17 protein-coding genes are annotated in these 21989 nt (G+C 62.5%); 14 read left to right on the forward strand and 3 right to left on the reverse strand.

Features of this window, described 5'->3' with window-relative positions; genetic code table 11:
• The first annotated feature begins 62 nt into the window (after window positions 1-62).
• Complete coding sequence (locus OW493_RS04595; RefSeq protein ID WP_077379069.1) at window positions 63-302, forward strand: hypothetical protein; 240 nt, start codon at window positions 63-65, stop codon at window positions 300-302.
• Between the two features lie 153 nt (window positions 303-455).
• Here the strand turns inward: OW493_RS04595 and OW493_RS04600 are convergent, their stop codons facing one another.
• Entirely contained in the window at window positions 456-1094 is a 639-nt protein-coding gene (locus OW493_RS04600; protein ID WP_271302393.1) for a flavin reductase family protein, read from the reverse strand.
• Window positions 1095-2474: 1380 nt separating this feature from the next.
• On the opposite strand from OW493_RS04600, the gene cyoA reads away from it, so the two are divergent.
• Genes cyoA through cyoE form a run of 5 tightly spaced genes read left to right on the forward strand, consistent with a single transcriptional unit; the run spans window position 2475 to window position 7279 of the window.
• On the forward strand, window positions 2475-3443 hold the full coding sequence (gene cyoA / locus OW493_RS04605; RefSeq protein WP_077379075.1) for a ubiquinol oxidase subunit II: 969 nt from the start codon (window positions 2475-2477) through the stop codon (window positions 3441-3443).
• 3 nt (window positions 3444-3446) lie between these two features.
• Window positions 3447-5456, forward strand: a complete 2010-nt coding sequence (cyoB, locus tag OW493_RS04610; RefSeq protein ID WP_136939036.1) for a cytochrome o ubiquinol oxidase subunit I — start codon at window positions 3447-3449, stop codon at window positions 5454-5456.
• Between the two features lie 2 nt (window positions 5457-5458).
• Window positions 5459-6085, forward strand: a complete 627-nt coding sequence (gene cyoC, locus OW493_RS04615; RefSeq protein WP_077379079.1) for a cytochrome o ubiquinol oxidase subunit III — start codon at window positions 5459-5461, stop codon at window positions 6083-6085.
• Entirely contained in the window at window positions 6082-6411 is a 330-nt protein-coding gene (gene cyoD, locus OW493_RS04620; protein ID WP_054555337.1) for a cytochrome o ubiquinol oxidase subunit IV, read from the forward strand. Before cyoC ends, cyoD begins: the two co-directional genes overlap by 4 nt.
• 13 nt (window positions 6412-6424) lie before the next feature.
• A complete protein-coding gene (gene cyoE, locus OW493_RS04625) occupies window positions 6425-7279 on the forward strand; it encodes a heme o synthase (protein WP_084209346.1) in 855 nt (284 codons plus the stop codon).
• A gap of 153 nt (window positions 7280-7432) precedes the next feature.
• On the opposite strand, the gene OW493_RS04630 is transcribed toward cyoE, so the two are convergent.
• Window positions 7433-8716 (reverse strand): aromatic ring-hydroxylating dioxygenase subunit alpha, encoded by a 1284-nt coding sequence (locus tag OW493_RS04630; RefSeq protein WP_141392589.1) that lies wholly within the window; start codon window positions 8714-8716, stop codon window positions 7433-7435.
• Window positions 8717-9388: 672 nt separating this feature from the next.
• On the opposite strand from OW493_RS04630, the gene OW493_RS04635 reads away from it, so the two are divergent.
• Window positions 9389-10498 carry a hybrid-cluster NAD(P)-dependent oxidoreductase gene (locus tag OW493_RS04635; RefSeq protein WP_077379384.1) on the forward strand — a complete coding sequence of 370 codons (1110 nt, stop codon included), beginning with the start codon at window positions 9389-9391 and terminating at the stop codon, window positions 10496-10498.
• A gap of 199 nt (window positions 10499-10697) precedes the next feature.
• The gene (gene nhaC / locus OW493_RS04640; RefSeq protein ID WP_244994954.1) at window positions 10698-12227 is read left to right on the forward strand and encodes a Na+/H+ antiporter NhaC; all 1530 of its coding nucleotides are present in this window, start codon (window positions 10698-10700) and stop codon (window positions 12225-12227) included.
• Between the two features lie 544 nt (window positions 12228-12771).
• On the opposite strand, the gene OW493_RS04645 is transcribed toward nhaC, so the two are convergent.
• Window positions 12772-13665, reverse strand: a complete 894-nt coding sequence (locus tag OW493_RS04645) for an AEC family transporter (protein WP_136939034.1) — start codon at window positions 13663-13665, stop codon at window positions 12772-12774.
• 280 nt (window positions 13666-13945) lie between these two features.
• On the opposite strand from OW493_RS04645, the gene glyA reads away from it, so the two are divergent.
• The 6 genes from glyA (at window position 13946) to purU (ending at window position 21925) form a co-directional block, all read left to right on the forward strand.
• Entirely contained in the window at window positions 13946-15256 is a 1311-nt protein-coding gene (gene glyA / locus OW493_RS04650) for a serine hydroxymethyltransferase (RefSeq protein WP_077379135.1), read from the forward strand.
• Window positions 15257-15397: 141 nt separating this feature from the next.
• The gene (locus tag OW493_RS04655) at window positions 15398-16648 is read left to right on the forward strand and encodes a sarcosine oxidase subunit beta family protein (RefSeq protein ID WP_077379137.1); all 1251 of its coding nucleotides are present in this window, start codon (window positions 15398-15400) and stop codon (window positions 16646-16648) included.
• 25 nt (window positions 16649-16673) lie between these two features.
• Complete coding sequence (locus OW493_RS04660; protein ID WP_043333138.1) at window positions 16674-17000, forward strand: sarcosine oxidase subunit delta; 327 nt, start codon at window positions 16674-16676, stop codon at window positions 16998-17000.
• Window positions 16997-20104, forward strand: a complete 3108-nt coding sequence (locus OW493_RS04665; protein WP_289863384.1) for a sarcosine oxidase subunit alpha family protein — start codon at window positions 16997-16999, stop codon at window positions 20102-20104. Before OW493_RS04660 ends, OW493_RS04665 begins: the two co-directional genes overlap by 4 nt.
• Complete coding sequence (soxG, locus tag OW493_RS04670) at window positions 20097-20798, forward strand: sarcosine oxidase subunit gamma family protein (protein ID WP_240499601.1); 702 nt, start codon at window positions 20097-20099, stop codon at window positions 20796-20798. Before OW493_RS04665 ends, soxG begins: the two co-directional genes overlap by 8 nt.
• Before the next feature lie 251 nt (window positions 20799-21049).
• Window positions 21050-21925 (forward strand): formyltetrahydrofolate deformylase, encoded by an 876-nt coding sequence (gene purU, locus OW493_RS04675; RefSeq protein ID WP_289863385.1) that lies wholly within the window; start codon window positions 21050-21052, stop codon window positions 21923-21925.
• Window positions 21926-21989: the final 64 nt, after the last annotated feature.

Consider the following 21989-nt stretch of genomic DNA (forward strand, 5'->3'; position numbering starts at 1 on the left):
TCAGAACAGAGTGGGTCAATACCAATGACAATGCCCGCCGTCCGCGAGCAAGGAGAATGACGATGATGATCGTGGAGCTGATTGATCACGAAGACTTTCGTGAGCGGCTGGTGGCACTGGGCGTGCAGATTTCCGAACATGCCTGCGCGGACACCTGTGCGCGCATGGCGTTGAGAAAGCATGTGGAAGTCGGGGTGCCCGGCTTGCAGGAGCTGGTGCGCGAGCTGGTGATGCACTCCGATATCCTGCTGCCTTCGGTGCGTCAGGCACTCGACAAGTACCTGCTGCCGGGGTTGCGCTGAAGCTTCCCCGCCACCGTCAATCCTCTGGGGCAATGATGCGGGATAGGTGAGTCACCAGAGTCACGAGAGCATCTTGAGCGGGCCTGTCATCAGACAGGCCCGCTCTGCGTTTCGGCCCGCTCAAGGCTGATCAGGCAGGTCGCTCAAGGCTGATCAGGCAGGTCGCTCAAGGCTGAAGAGACTGTCGGTGCGCGCATAATCGCTGCCGGCCATGCGCCCGATGGCGCGCAGCACCTCATTGTCGACATGGCGGCCATCCCAGACCTCGGGGTCTGCATGGACCACCACGACCTCGGCGAGCACCAGTGAGCCGGACAGGGGCTGGTCTCCCAGATGGATGATGTCGCGGAGTCGGCAACCGAAGGCGATCGGCGCGCCGTCCACGCGGGGGACCTGCAGCGGCGGCATGGCTAGCTTGTTCAAGCCGGCGTGGGCGAATTCATCCTCGCTGGCCGCGAGGCTGGCACTGGTGAGATTGAGTGCCTCGCTCATGGCCTCGCCCCCGATATGGATGACACATTCCGCCACCTGTCCGAGGTTGTCGAGAGTGTCCTTGGTACGCCCTTCGCCGTTGCGCAGCGGGCTGAAGGCCAGCACCGGTGGATTGACGCTTGCCACGGTGAAGAACGAGAACGGCGCCAGATTGGCATTGCCGGCGGCATCGATCGTCGAGACCCAGGCAATGGGTCGCGGCGCGATGCTGCCCGAGAACAGCCGATAGAGAATGCTGGCGGGCAGCTGGTCGGCGTCGAGCAGGGCATTGCTGGCGGAGGGGGGCTGGTCAGTCGTCATCGGGCGCTGCTCCATCGGGTAGACAGGTGCCCCTGGCAGGGGAGGGCGATGCGCAAGCGAGGTTCGACGTCGAGAAGCGGCGTCGAGAAGGCAGGGCTCGTGATCGCCCAGCGGCGCTGCATCAGGGTCTCGAATCTCGTCTCGACATGCCGCCTGCTCCCTTGCGGCAAGGGGGTGAACAGCAGGATAGCGCGTGTCCCTGCAGGAACAAACCTCCAAGTCTCGTTGCGCCGCGGCATGCGTATCAATGATTCGGGAGGATAGTCTGTACGGGAAAAGGAAAGTGAAAAATCAGAAAGATCATTGGCGACATTTCTGGTGTGGTCAATTGTCGCATCCCTTGACCTGATGCTGAAACATGGTTCCTGAGATGCCATCACGTTCTTCAGGCCTGGTGGCTCCGCAGGACTTTTCAGAGACTTGGCTGGCACTTGTGTGGTGTTTTTGTATCCATTTGGTATCTATTTGGTGTTTATTTGTAAAATTTTTATGAAATGGCGCGAGTCGTCATCTGATGAAAAAAGTCTGAATATGAACAAATGATGAGGACGAAGTCGCTGGATTGTGACAACGATTTCATCCATTCGTGCGGGAATGAAAAATGTCATGGTGAATCAATATAAGGAGAATTACGTCACGATTTCCAGAGCAGGATGGGAAATTATAATGGAACGAAGTGCGGCATTTTTTGCAATTGAGAGTGTGAAAAAGACGTCGGTGATCTCGGTCCGTCGGTAGACAGGCAGTCAGGCGTCTCGATGTGACGAGGTGTTTCTGCCAGGCGGCACTCCTTGCGCGGGTGTCATTGCACGCACTTTTTTGGATGAATATTGCTGTATTTATTGTTTTGTTGAAATTTTATACTCTTTTCGTGCTTGGGGTTGGCGTTTCCCGTGGGGCCTCGGCGGGCGCTCGTGGACCTGGGAAGGCACGTGAGTCGGGAAATGGTCATCGCGCAATGCGGGGGTGGCCAGAGCCTTGTCGGCGGGAGGAGTCAGGGCACCTCGAAGGGAGGAAATACCGGATTGGCGTCTGGTCGCCCAAGTGACGCCGTGTTGCCTGTCAACATGATTGACGCCTTCGTCAGGTTCCTCGTTCAGTGGTCAGGGCATAACCCGAACGCGTGAGGGAGGGCATCGTCCTCTCCCGATGGCGATTGGCTGCGCGTGCGAGGGGAAATTGATCGGCAGGTGCGACTACCTGCGTCAGTGTGCCCCGTAGTCAGCCCCCCTGATTTTTCTCTATCCTGTGCCCCGCCTGCGGGAAATCCTCTGATTTCGTTCGAACGATCGACGGCTTCCTGTTGGTCATTTCTTCGAACGCTGTGTTCCACATGTGGGCTCGTCATGACGTCATGGCGTGTTCCAACGAGGTCGTGAGATGAGAAAAAGCCTAATGCGGGGGGCTCTGCGGGGACTCCCCATCCTCGCGGGATTGTTGATGCTGTCCGGCTGTGATGCCGTGCTCTTCGATCCCAAGGGACCCATCGGTGAATCCGAGAAGTCGCTGATTCTGACTGCTACCTACCTGATGCTCGTGGTCGTTGTCCCGGTCATCTTCATGACGCTGTGGTTTGCTTGGCGCTATCGCGATACCAAGCAGAGCAAGGCGACCTATACGCCCAACTGGGCGCATTCCACCAAGATCGAGATCGTGGTCTGGGGCATTCCGTGCCTGATCATCCTCGCGCTGGGCATCCTGACCTGGAAGAGCACGCATGAGCTGGACCCGCGTGCCGAGATCCAGGATGGCGGCGAGCCGATCGAGGTTCAGGTCGTGTCGATGGACTGGAAGTGGCTGTTCATCTATCCGGAGCAGGGCATCGCGACAGTCAATGAGCTGGCCATGCCGGTGGATCGCCAGGTGCGCTTCCACATCACCTCCGAGACCGTGATGAACTCGTTCTTCGTGCCGCAGCTCGGCAGCCAGATCTACGCGATGGCAGGCATGGAAAACCGCCTGCACCTGATCGGCAACGAAGTGGGTACCTATGACGGTATCTCTGCCAGCTACAGCGGCGCCGGCTTCGCTGACATGCACTTCAAGGCGCATGTGATGAGCGAAGGCGACTTCGACGCCTGGATCGAGAAAGCGCGTGGCAGCAGCAAGGTGCTGGATGACGCCGGCTACGAGGCACTCAAGGAGCCGAGCGAAGACGTGGCACCCACCTTCTATGGTCAGGTCAAGCCGAATCTGTACGAACAGATCATGGCGCCCTACATGGATGGCATGGAGCTGGGCATGGGTGACATGAAGATGGGGGGCAAGCATCACGGCGAGTCCGCCCACGACATGTCAGGCCATGACGCTGCCGGTCACGCTGAATCTGCGATGGCAACCGAGGAATAAGCAATGCTTGGAAAACTCACAATAGAGGCTGTTCCGTATCACGAGCCGATCGTCATGATCGTGCTTGCGGCGGTAATCCTCGGTGGTGCAGCCCTGTTCGGCTTCATCACGGTAAAGAAAAAGTGGGCCTACCTGTGGAATGAGTGGTTCACCTCTGTCGATCACAAGAAGATCGGCATGATGTACATCATCGTCGCGCTGGTGATGCTGATCCGTGGTTTCTCCGATGCGATCATGATGCGTTCCCAGCAGATGCTGGCGTCCACCGGCGGTCACGGCTATCTGCCCCCGGATCACTACGACCAGATCTTCACTGCCCACGGCGTGATCATGATCTTCTTCGTGGCGATGCCGCTGGTCATCGGTCTGATCAACGTCGTCGTGCCGCTGCAGATCGGCGCACGTGACGTGGCGTTCCCGTTCCTGAACTCGCTGAGCTTCTGGCTGTTCGTGGTCGGCGCGCTGCTGGTCAACATCTCGCTGGGTCTGGGCGAGTTCGCCAAGACCGGCTGGCTGGCCTATCCGCCGTTGTCGGGGGCCAATTACAGTCCCGGGGTCGGGGTGGATTACTGGATCTGGTCATTGCAGATTTCCGGTGTCGGTACCCTGCTGACAGGTGTCAACTTCGTCGCCACCATCCTCAAGATGCGTGCGCCGGGCATGACCCTGATGAAAATGCCGGTCTTCACCTGGACCGCACTGTGCGCCAACGTCCTGATCATCGCGGCCTTCCCGATCCTGACCGCGACCATCGCGATGCTGACGCTCGACCGTTATCTTGATTTCCACTTCTTCACCAATGACCTTGGTGGAAACATGATGATGTACGTCAACCTCATCTGGGCCTGGGGCCATCCTGAGGTGTACATCCTGGTGCTGCCGGTCTTCGGTGTGTTCTCCGAAGTCATCTCCACCTTCTCCAAGAAGAAGCTGTTCGGTTACACCTCTCTGGTGTGGGCGACCATCGTCATCACGATCCTGTCGTTCGTCGTCTGGCTGCACCACTTCTTCACCATGGGTGCCGGCGCTGACGTGAATGCCTTCTTCGGTATCGCGACGATGATCATCTCGATCCCGACGGGCGTTAAGATCTTCAACTGGCTGTTCACCATGTACCGCGGTCGTGTCGAGATGACCTCTCCGGTGCTGTGGACCCTCGGCTTCATGGTCACCTTCACCATCGGTGGCATGACCGGTGTCCTGCTGGCCGTGCCGGGCGCCAACTACGTCCTGCACAACTCGCTGTTCCTGATCGCCCACTTCCACAACGTCATCATCGGCGGCGTGGTCTTCGGTGCGATGGCCGGTATCACCTACTGGTTCCCGAAAGCGACCGGCTTCATGCTGTGCGAGAAGTGGGGCAAGCGTTCCTTCTGGTTCTGGATCACTGGCTTCTACCTCGCCTTCATGCCGCTGTACATCCTCGGCTTCATGGGCATGACCCGTCGTCTGCAGCACGTCGACAACCCGCTGTGGGTGCCGTACCTGGTCGTCGCCTTCATCGGTGCCTGCCTGATCATGATCGGTATCGCGTGCACCGTGATCCAGATCGCGGTCAGCATCAAGGACCGCAAGAAGCTGCAGGACACCACTGGCGATATCTGGGGCGCGCGTACGCTGGAGTGGAGCACCACTTCACCGGCACCGTTCTACAACTTCGCTCACGAGCCGCAGGTCTCTGAACTCGACGAGTTCTGGGAAATGAAGGAACGCGGTATCGAGCAGGAGGCCAAGAAGCCTTATGCGCCGATCCACATGCCGCGCAACGCAGCGGCCGGTGTCATCATCTCCGCCTTCAGCCTGGTGTTCGGTTTCGCGCTGATCTGGCACATCTGGTGGATGGCCGTGGTCGGGCTGGTCGGCATGGCCGTCAGCTTCATCGTGCGCACCTTCAACTATGACATCGACTACTACGTGTCCGTCGAGGAAGTGGAGCGTGTCGAGCGCGAAGGTCGCGAGCGTCGTGCCCTGCCCAGCGCCCGCACACCTAACGACACAGTGGTTCAGGGGTAATCATGGCGAACAATGCAATGACATCTCATGATGGGGCGCACGACGCCCATGACGATCACGAGCATCACGATACCAATGGCCTGAAGGTCTTCGGTTTCTGGCTCTATCTGCTGAGCGACTGCATCCTGTTCGCGATGCTGTTCGCAGGCTATGTGGTACTCAGCCAGGCGTATGCCGGTGGCCCGACGGGCGCCGAGATCTTCGAGCTTGACTTCGTGCTGGTCGAGACCGCGCTGCTGCTGGCCTCGAGCTTCACCTACGGCCTGGCGATGCTGGGCATGAACCGCGGAGACAGCTCCGCGGTGATCAAGTGGCTGATGATCACCTTCGCCTGTGGTGCGGGCTTCATCGCGATGGAAATCTATGAGTTCCATCACCTGATCGTGAATGGCCATGGCCCGGACAAGTCCGCGTTCCTGTCAGCCTTCTTCACGCTGGTCGGTACCCACGGTCTGCACGTGACCGTCGGTCTGGTCTGGATGGCGCTGCTGATCATCCAGGTCAAGCAGAAAGGCCTGACGGAAATGCATCGTGGTCGTCTGATGATGCTCAGCCTGTTCTGGCACTTCCTGGACGTCATCTGGATCTGCGTCTTCACCGTCGTCTATCTCACAGGAGTGATGCTATGAGCCATTCCAACAACGACCACAACGACAATCACGGCAGCGTCAAGCAGTACGTGACCGGTCTGATCCTCTCCATCATCCTGACCATCATCCCGTTCGGGATGGTGATGATGATGGACGATCCGGGTGTCGGCGTGATCTGGGCCATCTACGGCTTCGCCATCGCTCAGGTCTTCGTGCAGCTGTACTTCTTCCTGCACCTGGACGGCTCCAAGGAGCAGAGCTGGAATGTCATGGCCATGCTGTTCACCCTGGTGATCGTGGCAATCGTCGTTGGTGGTTCCATGTGGATCATGATCGAGCTGAATCAGAACATGATGCCCATCTAATAGCGTGAGCCTGATGATCAAGGACTACCTGCGTACCACCAAGCCGGGCATTATCTTCGGCAACCTGATCACCGTCAGCGGCGGCTTCTTTCTCGCTTCCGGTGGTGAGGTGGATTGGGCGCTGTTCATCGCCACCCTGGTCGGGGTGGCGTTGATCGTGGCCTCAGGCTGTGTGTTCAACAACTGCATCGATCGCGACATCGATCGTCACATGGCGCGTACCCAGGGCCGTGCTCTGGTGCAGGGCGACATCTCGCTGACGGGGGCCTTCGTCTTCGGCAGCGTGCTGGGCCTTGCGGGCTTCTGGCTTCTGGCCGCGATGACCAATCTCATGGCGATGATCGCCGTGGGTCTGGGCTTCGTGATCTACGTCGGGGCCTACAGCATGTGGCTCAAGCGTGGCTCGGTGTATGGCACCCTCATCGGTTCACTGTCCGGCGCCGCGCCGCCAGTGGTCGGTTACCTGGCTGTCACCGGCCAGGCGGACATGGGGGCGCTGCTGCTGTTGATCATCTTCAGCATGTGGCAGATGCCGCATTCCTATGCGATTGCCATGTTCCGTGTCGATGACTATCGGGCCGCCAATATTCCGGTACTCCCGGTAGCGCGAGGCATGGAGCATGCCAAGCGTGTAGTGACGGGGTACATTGCCGGCTTCATCCCGGTGTCGCTGTTGCTGACACTGTGGGGATATACCGGCATCTGGTATCTGGTAGTCGCGACCGTCACGGGTGGCTGGTGGCTGTATCTGGCCGCCTGGCGCCTCAAGGATCAGCCTGATGCCTCCTGGGCACGCAAGCTGTTCGGCTTCTCCATCATCATCGTCATGGCGCTCAGCCTGATGATGAGTCTGGACACGCAGCTGTAATCCAGCCGTAGTATCTCTCGGGTGACCGCCTTCGGCGTGTTGCCCGGGTGAAAGCCAAAAAAACCCGCCACCGGCTTGCCGGTGGCGGGTTTTTTCTTGTCTGTCCTTTGGAGTCCAGGTTTCGAGGACTCAAGGACTCAAGGACTCAAGCCCTCAGGCCAGCTGCAGATGCGGCTCCTGTTGTTCCTTGAGCGCTTCCTGCATGCGCTCGGCATACCAGTCGACGAAGTCGACGACACCGAACTCGAAGGTCGCCGAGTAGGGGCCGGGCTGATAGGCGCTGGAGTTGACGCCGCGCTGGTTCTCTTCCACCAGCTGACGGTCCTGATCATTGGTGGCGTCCCATACCTTGCGCAGCTTCGCCAGGTCGTAGTCGACCCCTTCCACCGCGTCCTTGTGCACCAGCCACTTGGTGGTCACGCGGGTCTTGAGGGGGCCGATCGGGTCGACCTGGAAGACCACGGCGTGATCGCCCATGAAGTGGTTCCAGGAGTTGGGCAGGTTGAGGATTCGCAGCGAGCCCATGTCGGGGCTCTGCAGGCGACCCAGCAGCTTCTTGCACGCCGGCGTGCCGTCCGTGGTCATCGAGACGGTGCCTTCCAGCAGCGGCGTGCGCGTCATGCGATTGCGGCGACCGAAGCGCACCAGCTGATAGGGCACCTTCTCGGCATCCCAGTCGGCCTGCTTCTTGGCGACCAGCGCCTTGTAGGCTTCGGTGGCACGCGGGTCATCGGTGTCATCGAATTCCTGCAGGGTGTTGAGCAGCTCCGGGTGGGAGCCGTCGCAGTGATAGCACTCGCGATTGTTCTCGATCACCAGCTTCCAGTTGCCTTCCTCGATGATGGAGGAGCTGGCCGCGACCTTGACGTTCTCCATGTCGTAGGGCTTGAGGTAGAACTCCAGTGTCTTGAAGAACGGCTCACAGTTCTCGGGCTGCTCGGCGAGGTTGATGAACAGCATGCCGCCGGCTGAACGTACGTGGACGGGGTGCAGGCCGTAGTCACTGGTATCGAAGGTGGTGCCCATGTCGGAACCGGCGAACAGCAGACGGCCATCCAGTTCATAGGTCCACTTGTGATAGCCGCACACCAGCTTGGCAACCTTGCCGCGCTCGGTGCTGCACAGTCGAGACCCGCGATGGCGACAGACGTTATGGAAGGCATGGATGGCCCCGTTGTCACCGCGCACGATGATGATCGGGCTGTTGCCCACGTCCATGGTCATGAAGTTGCCCTTGAGCGGGATCTCGCTGCCGAGACCGGCAAACAGCCACTCGCGCTCGAAGATCTCCTTCATGTCGAGATCGAACAGGCGCTGATCATTGTAGAAGGGCTGGGGCAGGGTATAGCCGGGACTGCGGGCCTCTAGAAGCCGCGCGGCGGCCTCGCGTACCGCCTGACGCTGCTGGTCCTGAGCGTGTTCCAATAGATCGCTCATCGCGATGTCCTCGCACGGTCGGTAGGCGCCGGGAGCAGGGTCGCCTTGGGTTGAGTGAGTGTACTGATCATTGTTGTTGTGAAGCCGGGACAGAGGAAACGAGTGAACAGACCATTGCCGGGCAGCACCGCGGCAGACATCAGCGCACCTATGAGTCAGCGCACCTATGAGTCAGCGCACCTATGAGTGAGTGCCGATGCATCGCGCGGTGCGTCGTCCTGTCCTGGTCGGTTCGGGTGTCGAGGGCGGCGCAGGTAGAGGGGCCGCTCGCTCAACAGGATAGTCAGCGTGGAAGTTCAGGCAGCCCGCATGATATCCGGTGGCTTTGCCACGCATGGATCGCAGTGTGGCTGAGGTCAAGTCGCGACTTGTGTCTGATGGCGACGCTCAATGATGTATTTCCGACGCCGGTCGTCTGCGCAGGGCCTTCGAGGCACAGGCAGGTGCAGCGGTGAGGCGGGGGCAGGGCACTGCGGGGTCGTGATTGGAGGGATCGGGCATGTTTCTGTCGTGCACGGATAAATGCTTGCCGGACGCTGACTCGACAATCCAGAGCATGTCCCACCGTTGGTCGCGCACGCAGCGCAGGGTGGCCTGACACTGTCTCTTCAAGAACTGACACTGCCCCTTCAAGAACATGTCTCCAAGAACAACATGCCCAGCGAGGCCTTCATGAGCACCACACTCAGCAACTTCAATCCGGTTACGACGCAGACCTGGACCAACGGTCGACATAGCGTGCGCTGCGTGAAGGTCATTCAGGAAACCTGGGATGTGCGCACCTTCTGTTTCATGGCCGAACAGCCGGTGATGTTCTTCTTCAAGCCGGGGCAGTTCGTGACCCTGGAGCTGGAGATCGATGCGCAGCAGATCATGCGCTCCTACACCATCTCCAGCTCGCCGTCGGTGCCCTACAGCTTCTCGATCACCGTCAAGCGCGTGCCGGGCGGACTGGTCTCCAACTGGCTGCATGACAATCTGAACGAAGGTGACGAGCTGGCCGTGCACGGCCCGGTGGGCAACTTCAACTGCATCGACTATCCGGCGGAACGCATCCTGATGCTGTCAGGCGGGGTTGGCATCACGCCGCTGATGTCGATGGCCCGCTGGTACTTCGACACCAATGCCAACGTGGACATCGCCTTCTTGCACAGCGCCCGCAGCCCGCGCGACATCATCTTCTGGCGTCAGCTCGAGTTCATGGATTCGCGGGTGCCGGAATTCAACATGCACATCATCTGCGAGCGCTTCGAGACCGGTCAGACCTGGTCGGGCTATCGCGGCTATCTGACCGACGCCATGCTCGAGATGATCGCGCCGGACTTCATGGAGCGCGAGATCTTCTGCTGCGGCCCGACCCCCTACATGAATGCGATCAAGCATCTGCTTCGCAGCCATGGCTTCGACATGAGCCGCTACCACGAGGAGTCCTTCGGGGCCACGCCGGTGGAGGTCGAGGAGGAGGCCATCGAGCAGGCCGAGCAGGCGGAAGTGCTGGCCGATGAGCTGGACCGCGCCGACCTGACGCGCGTCGAGTTCGCCACGACCGGCAAGTCGGTGCAGATCGCCCCGGGCGAGACCGTCCACGCCGCCGCCGCCAAGCTCGGCCTGCATATCCCGAAGGCCTGCGGCATGGGCATCTGCGGCACCTGCCGCGTGCAGAAGGTCTCCGGGGAGGTCGCGATGGAGCACAACGGCGGCATCACCGATGAAGACGTCGCGGATGGCTTCATCCTGTCCTGCTGCAGCGTGCCCAACGGGGATGTGGTGATCGATTACTGATCTCGCCCTCTCTCGCCGGCAAGATGACAGTGGCGACAGGTTTGAGGAGAGGTGAATGAATCTCGTGCAAGTGATTGGCAGAAAGTCGTAGACGATGTCGCATTCAGGGAGGTAGATGCCGCTGTCAGCCATCTGGAGCGGCGTCAGTCGATTAGCGTGGGGGTACAACAAGTACAACTGGCTAATGGAGCAATACCTCATGACTCGTGATGTTGATGCACCGCAACGCCCCTCTCTGCCCATGGCCAGCCTGCCGATTCTGGCAACCCTGGCCGTGCTGGCCCTGCAACTCTTCGTCTTTGGCGAATTCACTCCTCACGTGCCGCTGATCTGTGGTGTCGCCATGACGGCGCTGGTCGGTTGGAAGCTGGGGCACGGCTGGTCGGCGATGGAAGAGGGCATGATGCGCATCGTGCGTGTCGGCCTGCCCTCCATCGCCATCCTCATTCTTGTCGGCATGACGGTCGGGGTGTGGATCGCCTCGGGCAGCGTGCCGATGATCATCTATTACGGGCTCAAGCTGATCTCGCCGGAATACTTCCTCGCGACCGCGATGCTGCTGTGCTCGGTGGTCTCGGTCACGCTCGGCACCAGCTGGGGCACCGTGGGCACCGTGGGGCTGGCCTTGATGGGTATCGGCGCCGGTTTCGGCATCCCACCGTGGTGGACGGCCGGTGCCGTGGTCTCCGGGGCCTTCTTCGGCGACAAGGTCTCTCCCCTGTCGGACACCACCAACCTCGCTCCCGCCGTCACCGGGGTGAATCTTTTCGCCCACATCCGCAACATGATGCCCACCACCATCCCCTCGATGCTGATCGCCCTGGTGATCTACCTGGTCGCCGGCAACCTGCTCGCCGCCGGGCAGACACTGGATCTCGAGCGTATCACCGCGATTACCCAGGGCCTGGACGGGGCCTTCGAATTCAATCTGTGGGTGCTGGTGCCGCCGCTGCTGGTGATGACACTGGCCATCGCCCGCATGCCGGCGTTGCCGGCGCTGTTCGTCGGGGTGCTGGCCGGGGCGGTAGTGGCCTATGGTGTCCAGGGCGAGGCCATCAAGGCGCTGTTCGGTTACATGCAGAGCGGCTACACCCTGAATACCGGCGTCAGCGAGATCGACAGCCTGCTCAATCGTGGCGGCCTCATGTCGATGGCCTGGGTCATCCTGCTGGTGATGATCGCACTGGCCTTCGGCGGGATGCTGGAGGTGATCGGCTGTCTCGAAGCGCTGTGCGCCGCCGTGCTGGTCAAGGTGCGCGGCATCTTCGGGCTGCAGGTCGCGGCCAGTTCCACTGCCGCGCTGACCAACGTCATCGCGGGCGACCCCTACCTCTCGATCGCCTTGCCGGGGCGCATGTACGCACCGATCTTCCGTGGCGAAGGCTACTCGACCCTCAATCTGTCCCGCTCTCTGGAAGAGGGTGGCACGCTGGTCTCGCCGCTGGTGCCCTGGAATGCCAGTGGCGCCGTGGTCATCAGTTCGCTGGGGCTGATCACCAGTGGTGGCAGTCTCGAGGGGCTGCTCTACATTCCGCTGGCCTTCGCCTGCTGGCTATCGCCGCTGATCGGGCTGCTTTACACCCTGGCGGGACGCTTCATCGTTCGCGCCGACGATGCCGAGCGCGCCGAATGGGCGGACAAGGGCCATGCCGTGGTCTCCCTGGCGCAACTGCGGGACACGACACGGCAGACCGCACAGGCGGGACGACCGCTGCAGGCGCACGGTTGAGCGCCTCAAGCATGAGGGTTCTACGACTTCATGCTCAGGTTCATGAGCAAGTCGACTCGCGCAGGATGACGGCACAAACCATCTGGAGGAAGTGCCGGCCTCGAGACTACGCTTCAGGTGTTGCCGACAGGAAGCCTGCTGGCTGTCAGGAAGGTCGTTGCGGGGTGCCCGCAAGCGCGATCCCCGTATCGTGCACCAGAGACCGACACTTCCTCTGCCAGCTTCCAGCTGCAGATCGAGAGCGGAAGACATCCTGAACGATGCGTGATGGCCACTCCCGTCACGGGAAAATCGGAAGAAAGGGCAATGTCTCATCAAGGGAACGGTTCACTGCCCCCAGGCTGAGAGGCAGTGACGGACGACTAGAACAGCCGGCAGAACAGGAAAGTTTCGCACTGCGGGAGCACGACGCATGCCTGGGCATGTGGAGATGGGCTCCCGCGGTGCGGCTACTTTCTGCAGGAAGATACCCACGACCACGCATGCCTCGGCCTGCGTGGTTTTTTCATGCGCCGAGCAAGCGCCGGGGCGTGCCCGGCAGGCATCACTGCCCCATCTCGGCCCCCAGCACGGCGAGCAGCGCCGGCAGGTAGAGGAAGGCCGCCAGGGTCGAGCAGAAGACCAGCGTGGCCACGTATTCCGGCTCGCGGCCTGCCTTCTGGGCAAACATGTAGTTGTAGACCGCCACCGGCATGGCCATCTGCATCACCAGCACGTGCAACGCCATCGGCGGCAGCTCCAGCAGCGTGCCGATTCCCCAGGCGCAGGCGGCGGCGAAGGGGATGCGCAGGGCGCTGAAGCCCACGCCTGCCGCCAGATTCCTGACGCGGATACTGGCCAGCGAGACGCCAAGGGTGATCAGCATCAGCGGCACGGTGAAGCCGGAGATCAGCTCCAGGCTGTTGGCCACGAAGCGCGGCATGTGGATGTCACTGAGCAGCAGGGTGGTGGCGAGGATACTGGCCCAGATGGTCGGGGATCGCACGACGCTGCGCAGCGGGTTGCCGCTGGTGCTGGCAAGCCAGGCACCGAGCGTGAACTGCAGAAGCGACATGGTGACCATGATGGTGATGGCGTAGGCGAAGCCGGCCTGGCCGAAGGCATACAGGGACACGGGCAGGCCCATGTTGCCGACGTTGGAGAACAGCAGCGGAGCCACCGCGACCTTCCACGGCTTGCCGATCAGGCGGGAGAACGGCCAGCTCAGGGCCAGCAGCAGCGCCATCACCGTGAGGGTCGCCAGGCCCGTGCGCAGGAAGCTGGAATTGTCGATCTCGGCACTGCCCAACGCGTTGAGAATCAGTGCCGGTGTGCCGATGTAGAGCACCAGCCGGGTGACGAAGGCCATGGGGTATTCATTGCCCAGGCGCACCCAGAAGAAGCCGATGGCGGCGCCACACAGCACCGGAGCCATCACCGCCAGCAGTTCCATCAACATGCCACCTTCCTCCTTGTCTTCCCGTTTCGCCCTGAGCGCGACAGCCCTTGCTGTCTGCGTATCTTCGCATATGCCTGTCGCTAGCATACCTGCCTTGTGGCGCCAGCCCGAGTCGCATCTGCGCAGGCATGTCGCATTCGCACTGCACGGTGACGCTGACAAGCAGCCTGCCCGTCAGGGGCGGGGCTAGTATCGGAGCACATCTGCAAGGTTTGACCTGCCGGGTCTCCATGACCCCTCTGCATTTCCAACGACAACATCCGATAACCGGAGGCGCGCAATGTCTCAGCAACATGGCTACACCCGTGATGACCGACTGGCCAGACTCGATCCCGCTCTGGCCGAGGCCATCCTCGAAGAGACAGCGCGTCAGGAAGCGCATATCGAGCTGATCGCCTCCGAGAACTATGCAAGCCCGCTGGTGATGGAAGCCCAGGGCAGCCAGCTGACCAACAAGTACGCCGAAGGGTATCCGGGCAAGCGCTACTACGGTGGCTGCGAATTCGTCGACAAGGTCGAGACACTGGCCATCGAACGTGCCTGTGCGCTGTTCGGCTGTGACTACGCCAACGTGCAGCCGCACTCCGGTGCCCAGGCCAATGCCGCCGTGTTCATGGCGCTGGTCTCGCCGGGCGACACCATTCTCGGCATGAGCCTGGCGCATGGCGGTCACCTGACCCACGGTGCCGCCCCCAACTTCTCCGGCAAGCACTACAACGCCATCCAGTACGGCCTGACCGAAAGCGGCGAGCTGGACTACGAGGAGATGGAGCGTCTGGCGCGCGAGCACAAGCCGAAGATGATCATCGCCGGCTTCTCCGCCTACTCCCGCGTGGTCAACTGGCGTCGTTTCCGCGACATCGCCGACGAGATCGGTGCCTGGCTGATGGTCGACATGGCCCACGTGGCCGGTCTGGTCGCGGCGGGCCACTACCCGAGCCCGATCCCCCACGCCCATGTCGTCACCACCACCACGCACAAGACCCTGCGCGGCCCGCGTGGCGGCCTGATTCTCTCCGCCACCGGCGACGAGGCACTGTACAAGAAGCTCAATGGTGCCGTCTTCCCGGGTCAGCAGGGTGGCCCGCTGATGCATGTCATCGCTGCCAAGGCCGCGGCCTTCAAGGAGGCGATGAGCCAGGACTTCGTCAGCTATCAGGCGCGCGTGATCGCCAATGCTCGCGTGATGGCTCACGTCTTCATGGAACGCGGCTATGACGTCGTCTCCGGTGGCACCGATGACCACCTGTTCCTCGTCTCGCTGATCCGTCAGGGCGTGACCGGCAAGGACGCGGATGCCTCTCTGGGCCGCGCCCACATCACCGTCAACAAGAACAGCGTACCCAATGATCCGCAGAGTCCCTTCGTGACCTCCGGCCTGCGCATCGGCACACCGGCCGCCACCACGCGCGGCTTCGGCGAGGCGGAATGCGAGGCGCTGGCCGGCTGGATCTGCGACCTGCTCGACGCGCTGTCCAGCGGCGAGAGCGACAAGGTCGAGGCTGAAGTGCGCGGCAAGGTCGAGGAAGTCTGTGCACGCTTCCCGGTCTACGCCTCCGCCAGCATCACTGATACCGCCGAGATTGCCTGAACAGGGCGCTGGCGAGAGACAACGATAACCACGACACATGCCGCAAGCGCAGAGACATCACTCGGGTGACAACAACAGACATCACTCGGGCGAGAGCACCGGACAGCGCTTGCGGTGGCAAAGATGTGAGGAGGGTGGCAAATGCAGCGTTACTCGGGATTCGGGCTGGTCAAGCATGCGCTCAGCCACCATGAGAACTGGCAGAAGGTCTGGCGTAGCCCAGAACCCAAGAAGGAATACGACGTCATCATCGTCGGTGGCGGCGGGCATGGACTGGCCACGGCCTACTACCTGGCCAAGGAGCACGGCATCACCAATGTCGCGGTGATCGAGAAGGGCTGGCTGGGCGGTGGCAACACCGCGCGCAACACCACCCTGGTGCGCTCCAACTATCTGTGGGACGAGGCGGCGGCGCTTTACGAGCACTCCATGAAACTGTGGGAAGGCCTGTCCCAGGACCTGAACTACAACGTGATGTTCTCCCAGCGTGGCGTGCTCAACCTGGGCCACACCCTGCAGGACATGCGTGACATCCAGCGCCGCGTGAACGCCAACCGTCTGCAGGGCATCGACGGTGAGGTGCTGGACACCCAGCAGGTGCAGGAACTGGTACCGGCGATGGACTGCTCCAGCCGGGCACGCTATCCGATTCTCGGTGCCTCCTGGCAGCCGCGCGGTGGCGTGGCGCGTCACGACGCCGTGGCCTGGGGCTTCGCGCGCGGTGCCGACAGCCTCGGCGTCGACCTGATCCAGCAGACCGAGGTCACCGGGTTCCGCAAGCAGGATGGCGCCATCGTCGGGGTGGAAACCTCGCGCGGCTTCATCGGTGCCAAGCGTGTCGGCGTGGTCACCGCCGGCAACTCCGGGGTGATGGCCGAGAAGGCCGGCTTCCGTCTGCCGCTGGAATCCCACCCGCTGCAGGCGCTGGTGTCCGAACCGCTCAAGCCGATTCTCGACACCGTGGTGATGTCCAACCACGTCCACGGCTATGTCAGCCAGTCCGACAAGGGTGACCTGGTCATCGGGGCCGGCATCGACGGCTACGTGGGCTACGGCCAGCGTGGCAGCTACCCGACCATCGAGCACACCCTGCAGGCCATCGTCGAGATGTTCCCGATCTTCTCGCGGGTGCGCATGAACCGTCAGTGGGGCGGCATCGTCGACACCTGTCCGGACGCCTGCCCGATCATTTCCAAGACGCCCGTGAAGGGGCTCTATTTCAACTGCGGTTGGGGCACCGGTGGCTTCAAGGCCACGCCCGGTTCCGGCAACGTCTTTGCCTGGACACTGGCCAAGGGGCGCACCCATCCGCTGGCAGAACCCTTCTCCTATGACCGTTTCAACACGGGCAAGCTGATCGACGAACATGGCGCCGCCGGCGTCGCGCACTGAACCTGCCGTCAGGAGACGACCGACCATGATGCATATCTTCTGTCCCTACTGCGGCGAGCTGCGCGAGGAAGAGGAATTCCACGTCAAGGGCCAGGCGCATATCGAGCGCCCGAAGGACCCCGAAGCCTGCTCCGATGCCGAGTGGGGGGATTATCTGTTCTTCCGCAACAACCCGCGTGGCGTCCACCACGAGCTGTGGATTCACGCCGTGGGCTGTCGCAAGTATTTCAACATCACCCGCCACACCGTGACCTACGAGATTCTCGAGACCTATCGCATGGGCGAGCAGCCCACCATCACCGGTGAGACGAAAGCCGATCCGACCACGCAAGCCAAGGGGGTGAGCGCATGAGCCAGCAAGACCACCAGACCGCCGCTGCCCCGCGCCGTCTCGCCTCGGGTGGACGCATCGATCGCGCCACGCCGCTGACCTTCACCTTCAATGGCAAGCGTTATCAGGGCCTGGCAGGCGATACCCTCGCCTCGGCGCTGATGGCCAACGGCCTCGATGTGCTCAACGCCAGCTTCAAGTATGCGCGTCCGCGGGGCCTGGTCGCCGCCGGTGCCGAAGAGCCCAACGCCATCCTGCAGCTGGGCAGCACCGAAGCGGGCCAGGTGCCCAACGTGCGTGCCACCCAGCAGGCGCTTTACGACGGCCTGGAAGCCCACGCCGTCAGCGGCTGGGTCAAGGCCCAGAAGGACCTGATGAGCCGTTTCCTGCCGCAGGTCGGCAAGCTGGGCGGCAAGTTCATGCCGCCGGGCTTCTACTACAAGACCTTCATGGCGCCGGCCTCGCTGTGGATGACGTATGAGAAGTACATCCGCAAGGCCGCCGGTCTCGGGCGTTCTCCGCTCGAGGAGGACCCGGACATCTATGATCACCTGCATCAGCACACCGATGTGCTGGTGATCGGCTCCGGCCCGGCGGGCCTGATGGCGGCGCTGGTCGCGGCCCGCAGTGGCGCGCGCGTCATCCTGTGTGACGAGCAGGAAGAGCTGGGTGGCTCACTGCTCTCCATGTCGGCGGACTGTCTCGATCAGACCCTGGACGGCAAGCCCGCCATCGAATGGCGTGACGCCGTGCTGGCGGAGCTTGCGGCCTGTGAGGATGTGCAGTTACTGCCGCGCACCACCGCCAACGGCTATCACGATCACAACTTCGTTACGCTGCACGAGCGCCGCACCGAGCATCAGGCCGATCTCGCACCGCGCAATGCCCGTGGCGCCCAGCAGGCACGCTCCCGTCTGCATCGCGTGCGCGCCCACCGCGTCATCATGGCCACCGGCGCTCACGAGCGGCCACTGGTCTACAGCCACAACGATGTGCCGGGCAACCTGCTGGCCGGTGCCGTCACCACCTATCTGACCCGTTACGGCGTCGCCGCCGGCAACAGGCTGGTGCTGTCGGTCAACAACGACCATGCCTATCGCGCGGCGCTGGCATGGAAGGCGGCCGGCCGTGAGGTGGTCGCGATCGCCGATGCGCGTCCGGCCCCTGCCGGCGTGATGGTCGAGGCGGCGCGTGCCGCGGGTATCCGCATCATCGCCGGCTCCGCCGTGATCGAGGCCAAGGGCGAGCGCCGCGTGACAGGCGCGCGCATCGCGGCCATCGATATCGATGGCTTCGCTGTCACCGGTGAAGTGGAAGAGCTCGCCTGCGACACCATCGCCAGCTCCGGCGGCTACAGCCCGGTGGTTCACCTGGCGGCGCACACCGGCGCGCGTCCGGTGTGGAGTGATGAGATCCACGGCTTCCTGCCGGCGCTGGGCGCACCGATGCTCAAGGGCTTCGATGCCTGTGGCGCCGCCAATGGCAGCTTCGCGCTGGAAGATGCGCTGGTCGCGGCCTATGCCAGCGGTGTCGCCGCGGTGGAAGCCTGCGAGTTCGAGATCGCCCAGGCCGAGGTGCCAGCGGTGTCCGAGCTTGCGGAGTCCCCGATGCTGCCGCTCTATCAGGTGCCGCATGACAAGCCCACCGCACGCGCACCCAAGCAGTTCGTCGATCTGCAGAACGACGTCACCGCCGCCGGGATCGAGCTCGCCACCCGCGAAGGCTTCGAGTCCATCGAGCACGTCAAGCGCTACACCGCGATGGGCTTCGGTACCGACCAGGGCAAGCTGGGCAACATCAACGGCATGGCGGTCGCCGCGCGCTGTCTGGGGCAGACCATCCCCGACACCGGCACCACCGTGTTCCGCCCCAACTACACGCCGGTGACCTTCGGCGCCATCGTCGGCCGTCACTGCGGCGAGCTGTTCGACCCGATCCGCTACACCGCGATGCACGAATGGCACGTGGCGCAAGGCGCCAAGTTCGAGGATGTCGGCCAGTGGAAGCGCCCGTGGTACTACCCGCAGGGCAGTGAGGACATGCATGCCGCCGTCGAGCGCGAGTGTCTGGCGGTGCGCGAGAAGGTCGGCGTGCTGGATGCCTCGACCCTGGGCAAGATCGACATCACCGGTCGCGATGCGCGCGAATTCCTCAACCGCATCTACACCAACGCCTGGGCCAAGCTGGGCGTCGGCAAGGCGCGCTACGGCCTGATGTGTCACGACGACGGCATGGTGATGGACGACGGTGTCACCACCTGTCTGGCCGAAGATCACTTCCTGATGACCACCACCACCGGTGGCGCGGCCTCGATCCTTGAGTGGCTGGAACTGTGGCACCAGACCGAATGGCCGGAGCTGGACGTGCAGATGACCAGCGTCACCGATCACTGGGCGACCCTGACCGTCACCGGCCCCGAGGCGCGTGCGCTGGTCGGCGAGCTGACCGATATCGACCTCGACCGCGACAGCTTCAAGTTCATGGAAGTCCGTGAAGGGCTGATCGCCGACATTCCCGGGCGCATCTTCCGCATCTCCTTCACCGGCGAGCTGTCCTACGAGCTCAACGTGTCGGCCAACTACGGGCTGCATGTCTGGAAGCGTCTGTTCGAGTGCGGCAAGCAGTACGGCCTCACGCCCTACGGCACCGAGACCATGCACGTGCTGCGCGCCGAGAAGGGCTTCATCATCGTCGGTCAGGACACCGATGGCTCGATCACCCCGGAAGACCTCGGCATGCAGTGGTGTGTCGGCTACAACAAGCCGTATTCCTGGATCGGCAAGCGTGCGCTGTCGCGTCCGGATACCCGCCGCGATGACCGCAAGCAGATGGTCGGCCTGATTCCGACGCGCAAGAAGGCCGGCGATGAGCGCATCGTGCTGCCGGAAGGCTCGCAGATCGTCTTCGACCCCGAGCACGCCATCCCGATGCCGATGGTCGGCCACGTGACCTCCAGCTACTACAGCCCGACGCTGGGACATGGCTTCGCGCTGGCGGTGGTCAAGGGCGGTGCCAAGCGCATCGGCGAGACGGTGTTCCTGCCGCAGGCCGATGGCACGACGCTGGAAGCCGAAATCACCTCACCGGTGTTCTACGACAAGAAAGGGGAGCGCCAGCATGTCTGATGCCACCACACTCGACCCGCAAGCGGGTGCCGCCGTCGAGGCGCAGCCGCAGGACATGACAAGTTCTCAGACGTCAGTGATCGACCAGCGCCCGACGCCTGAAGTTCACGCCCAGAGCGCCCGTTCGCCGCTGGCGCATCTGTTCACGGCCCGCGATGACGGCGATGCCGGCGTCGTGCTGCAGGAGAAGGCGTTTCTCGGTCATCTGACGCTGCGCGGTGACCCCGCGCAGCCGGGCTTCGCCGAGGGGGTCGAGGCGGCGCTGGGTCTGGCGCTGCCGCTGACACCGGCAACTCTCCACCAGAATGAGGGCGGTCGCTCGATCCAGTGGCTGTCACCGGATGAGTGGCTGATCCTGGTGCCCGGCGAGGAAGCCTTCGCTGTCGAGAAGGCGCTGCATGAGCGGCTTTCGGGGCGCTATCAGGTGGTCAACGTCAGTGGTGGCCAGACCGTCATCTCGCTGAGTGGCGACCAGGCGCGTCAGGTGCTGATGAAGTCGACGCCCACCGATGTGCACCCGCGAGCCTTCCCGGTCGGGCGGGGCGTACCGGCGGTGTTCGCCAAGGCGACGCTGGTGCTGCGCCGCGTCAGCGAGAGCGAATTCGAGCTGGTGGTGCGCAGAAGCTTCGCCGATTACCTCGGCCGCTGGCTGCTGGATGCCAGCGAGGAATTCGGGGTCTGCATCAAGGCCTGAGATCTGTGTCTGGGGGGATCTGCGTCTGGAGAGATATGCGTCTGGCGGGATCTGCGTCTGGAGAGAGCTCTGTCGCAGGCGCACGCCATGACCTGAATCGGCTGCCAGGGGCCTTGCCCGGGCCAGGAGGCGGGCTTCAGAAATACTGAAGCCCGCCTCAATAATATTGGTTTGTCGCGCAGGGCCCCGGATGCAACCCTGACGTTGCAGCTTCCAACAATGAATAATCCTTACATGACAGGCACCTATGTATGCGTGATACCTGGATTCTGACCGCCCAATGTCCCAGCCGTATCGGCACGGTGGACGTCGTGACACGCTACCTGCGCGAGCAGGGCTGCTATATCACCGAGCTCAATTCCTTCGATGACCGCCTGTCGGGGCGCTTCTTCATCCGGGCCGAATTCCGGCCCCAGACCGAGGCCGGCGAACTCAGCGACAGCTTTGACGCCGCCGGTTTCGAGCAGGGGCTGGGCACGCGTGCCGCCGACTTCGAGATGGACGTCAGCCTGAGTGCGCCGGAGGAGCGCATGAAGGTGGTCATCATGGTCTCGCGCTCGGACCACTGCCTGAACGACCTGCTCTATCGGCATCGCATCGGCCAGCTGCCGATGGACATCACCGCCGTCATCTCCAACCACCCGGACATGGCGCCGCTGGCCGAGTGGCATGGCCTGCCCTATCACCACCTGCCGATCACCGCCGAGACCAAGGCCGAGCAGGAAGCGCAGGTGTGGAAGATCGTGCAGGACACCGGCGCCGAGCTGGTGATTCTGGCGCGCTACATGCAGGTGCTGTCGAGCGACATGTGCGAGAAGCTCTCGGGGCGGGCGATCAACATCCACCACTCGCTGCTGCCGGGCTTCAAGGGCGCGCGCCCCTATCACCAGGCCTACGAGAAGGGCGTCAAGCTGGTCGGTGCCACCGCGCACTACATCAACGATGATCTCGATGAAGGGCCGATCATCACCCAGGGCGTCGAGACGGTGGATCACGCCCACTATCCGGAAGACCTGATCGCCAAGGGTCGTGATATCGAGTGCCTGACCCTGTCGCGTGGCGTGCGTTATCACCTCGAGCGCCGCGTCTTCCTGCATGACAGGCGCACGGTGGTGTTCGGCAACTGAGTGCAGATTGCGAAAAGAGAAACGCTGAAACACGAAGCCCGCGATCAGGAGGTCGCGGGCTTCG

Origin of the sequence: Cobetia sp. 14N.309.X.WAT.E.A4, from assembly GCF_030397495.1 — a bacterium.
Taxonomy (GTDB): domain Bacteria; phylum Pseudomonadota; class Gammaproteobacteria; order Pseudomonadales; family Halomonadaceae; genus Cobetia; species Cobetia marina.

Excerpts from the sequence above, each read along its gene's own strand:
- cyoA (WP_077379075.1), top strand. The coding sequence starts at position 2,475 with ATGAGAAAAAGCCTAATGCGGGGGGCTCTGCGGGGACTCCCCATCCTC.
- OW493_RS04660 (WP_043333138.1), top strand. The coding sequence starts at position 16,674 with ATGATGCATATCTTCTGTCCCTACTGCGGCGAGCTGCGCGAGGAAGAG.
- OW493_RS04595 (WP_077379069.1), top strand. The coding sequence starts at position 63 with ATGATGATCGTGGAGCTGATTGATCACGAAGACTTTCGTGAGCGGCTG.
- glyA (WP_077379135.1), top strand. The coding sequence starts at position 13,946 with ATGTCTCAGCAACATGGCTACACCCGTGATGACCGACTGGCCAGACTC.
- purU (WP_289863385.1), top strand. The coding sequence starts at position 21,050 with ATGCGTGATACCTGGATTCTGACCGCCCAATGTCCCAGCCGTATCGGC.
- cyoC (WP_077379079.1), top strand. The coding sequence starts at position 5,459 with ATGGCGAACAATGCAATGACATCTCATGATGGGGCGCACGACGCCCAT.
- cyoE (WP_084209346.1), top strand. The coding sequence starts at position 6,425 with ATGATCAAGGACTACCTGCGTACCACCAAGCCGGGCATTATCTTCGGC.
- OW493_RS04600 (WP_271302393.1), bottom strand. The coding sequence starts at position 1,094 with ATGACGACTGACCAGCCCCCCTCCGCCAGCAATGCCCTGCTCGACGCC.
- OW493_RS04645 (WP_136939034.1), bottom strand. The coding sequence starts at position 13,665 with ATGTTGATGGAACTGCTGGCGGTGATGGCTCCGGTGCTGTGTGGCGCC.
- soxG (WP_240499601.1), top strand. The coding sequence starts at position 20,097 with ATGTCTGATGCCACCACACTCGACCCGCAAGCGGGTGCCGCCGTCGAG.
- nhaC (WP_244994954.1), top strand. The coding sequence starts at position 10,698 with ATGACTCGTGATGTTGATGCACCGCAACGCCCCTCTCTGCCCATGGCC.
- OW493_RS04655 (WP_077379137.1), top strand. The coding sequence starts at position 15,398 with ATGCAGCGTTACTCGGGATTCGGGCTGGTCAAGCATGCGCTCAGCCAC.
- cyoD (WP_054555337.1), top strand. The coding sequence starts at position 6,082 with ATGAGCCATTCCAACAACGACCACAACGACAATCACGGCAGCGTCAAG.
- cyoB (WP_136939036.1), top strand. The coding sequence starts at position 3,447 with ATGCTTGGAAAACTCACAATAGAGGCTGTTCCGTATCACGAGCCGATC.
- OW493_RS04630 (WP_141392589.1), bottom strand. The coding sequence starts at position 8,716 with ATGAGCGATCTATTGGAACACGCTCAGGACCAGCAGCGTCAGGCGGTA.
- OW493_RS04665 (WP_289863384.1), top strand. The coding sequence starts at position 16,997 with ATGAGCCAGCAAGACCACCAGACCGCCGCTGCCCCGCGCCGTCTCGCC.
- OW493_RS04635 (WP_077379384.1), top strand. The coding sequence starts at position 9,389 with ATGAGCACCACACTCAGCAACTTCAATCCGGTTACGACGCAGACCTGG.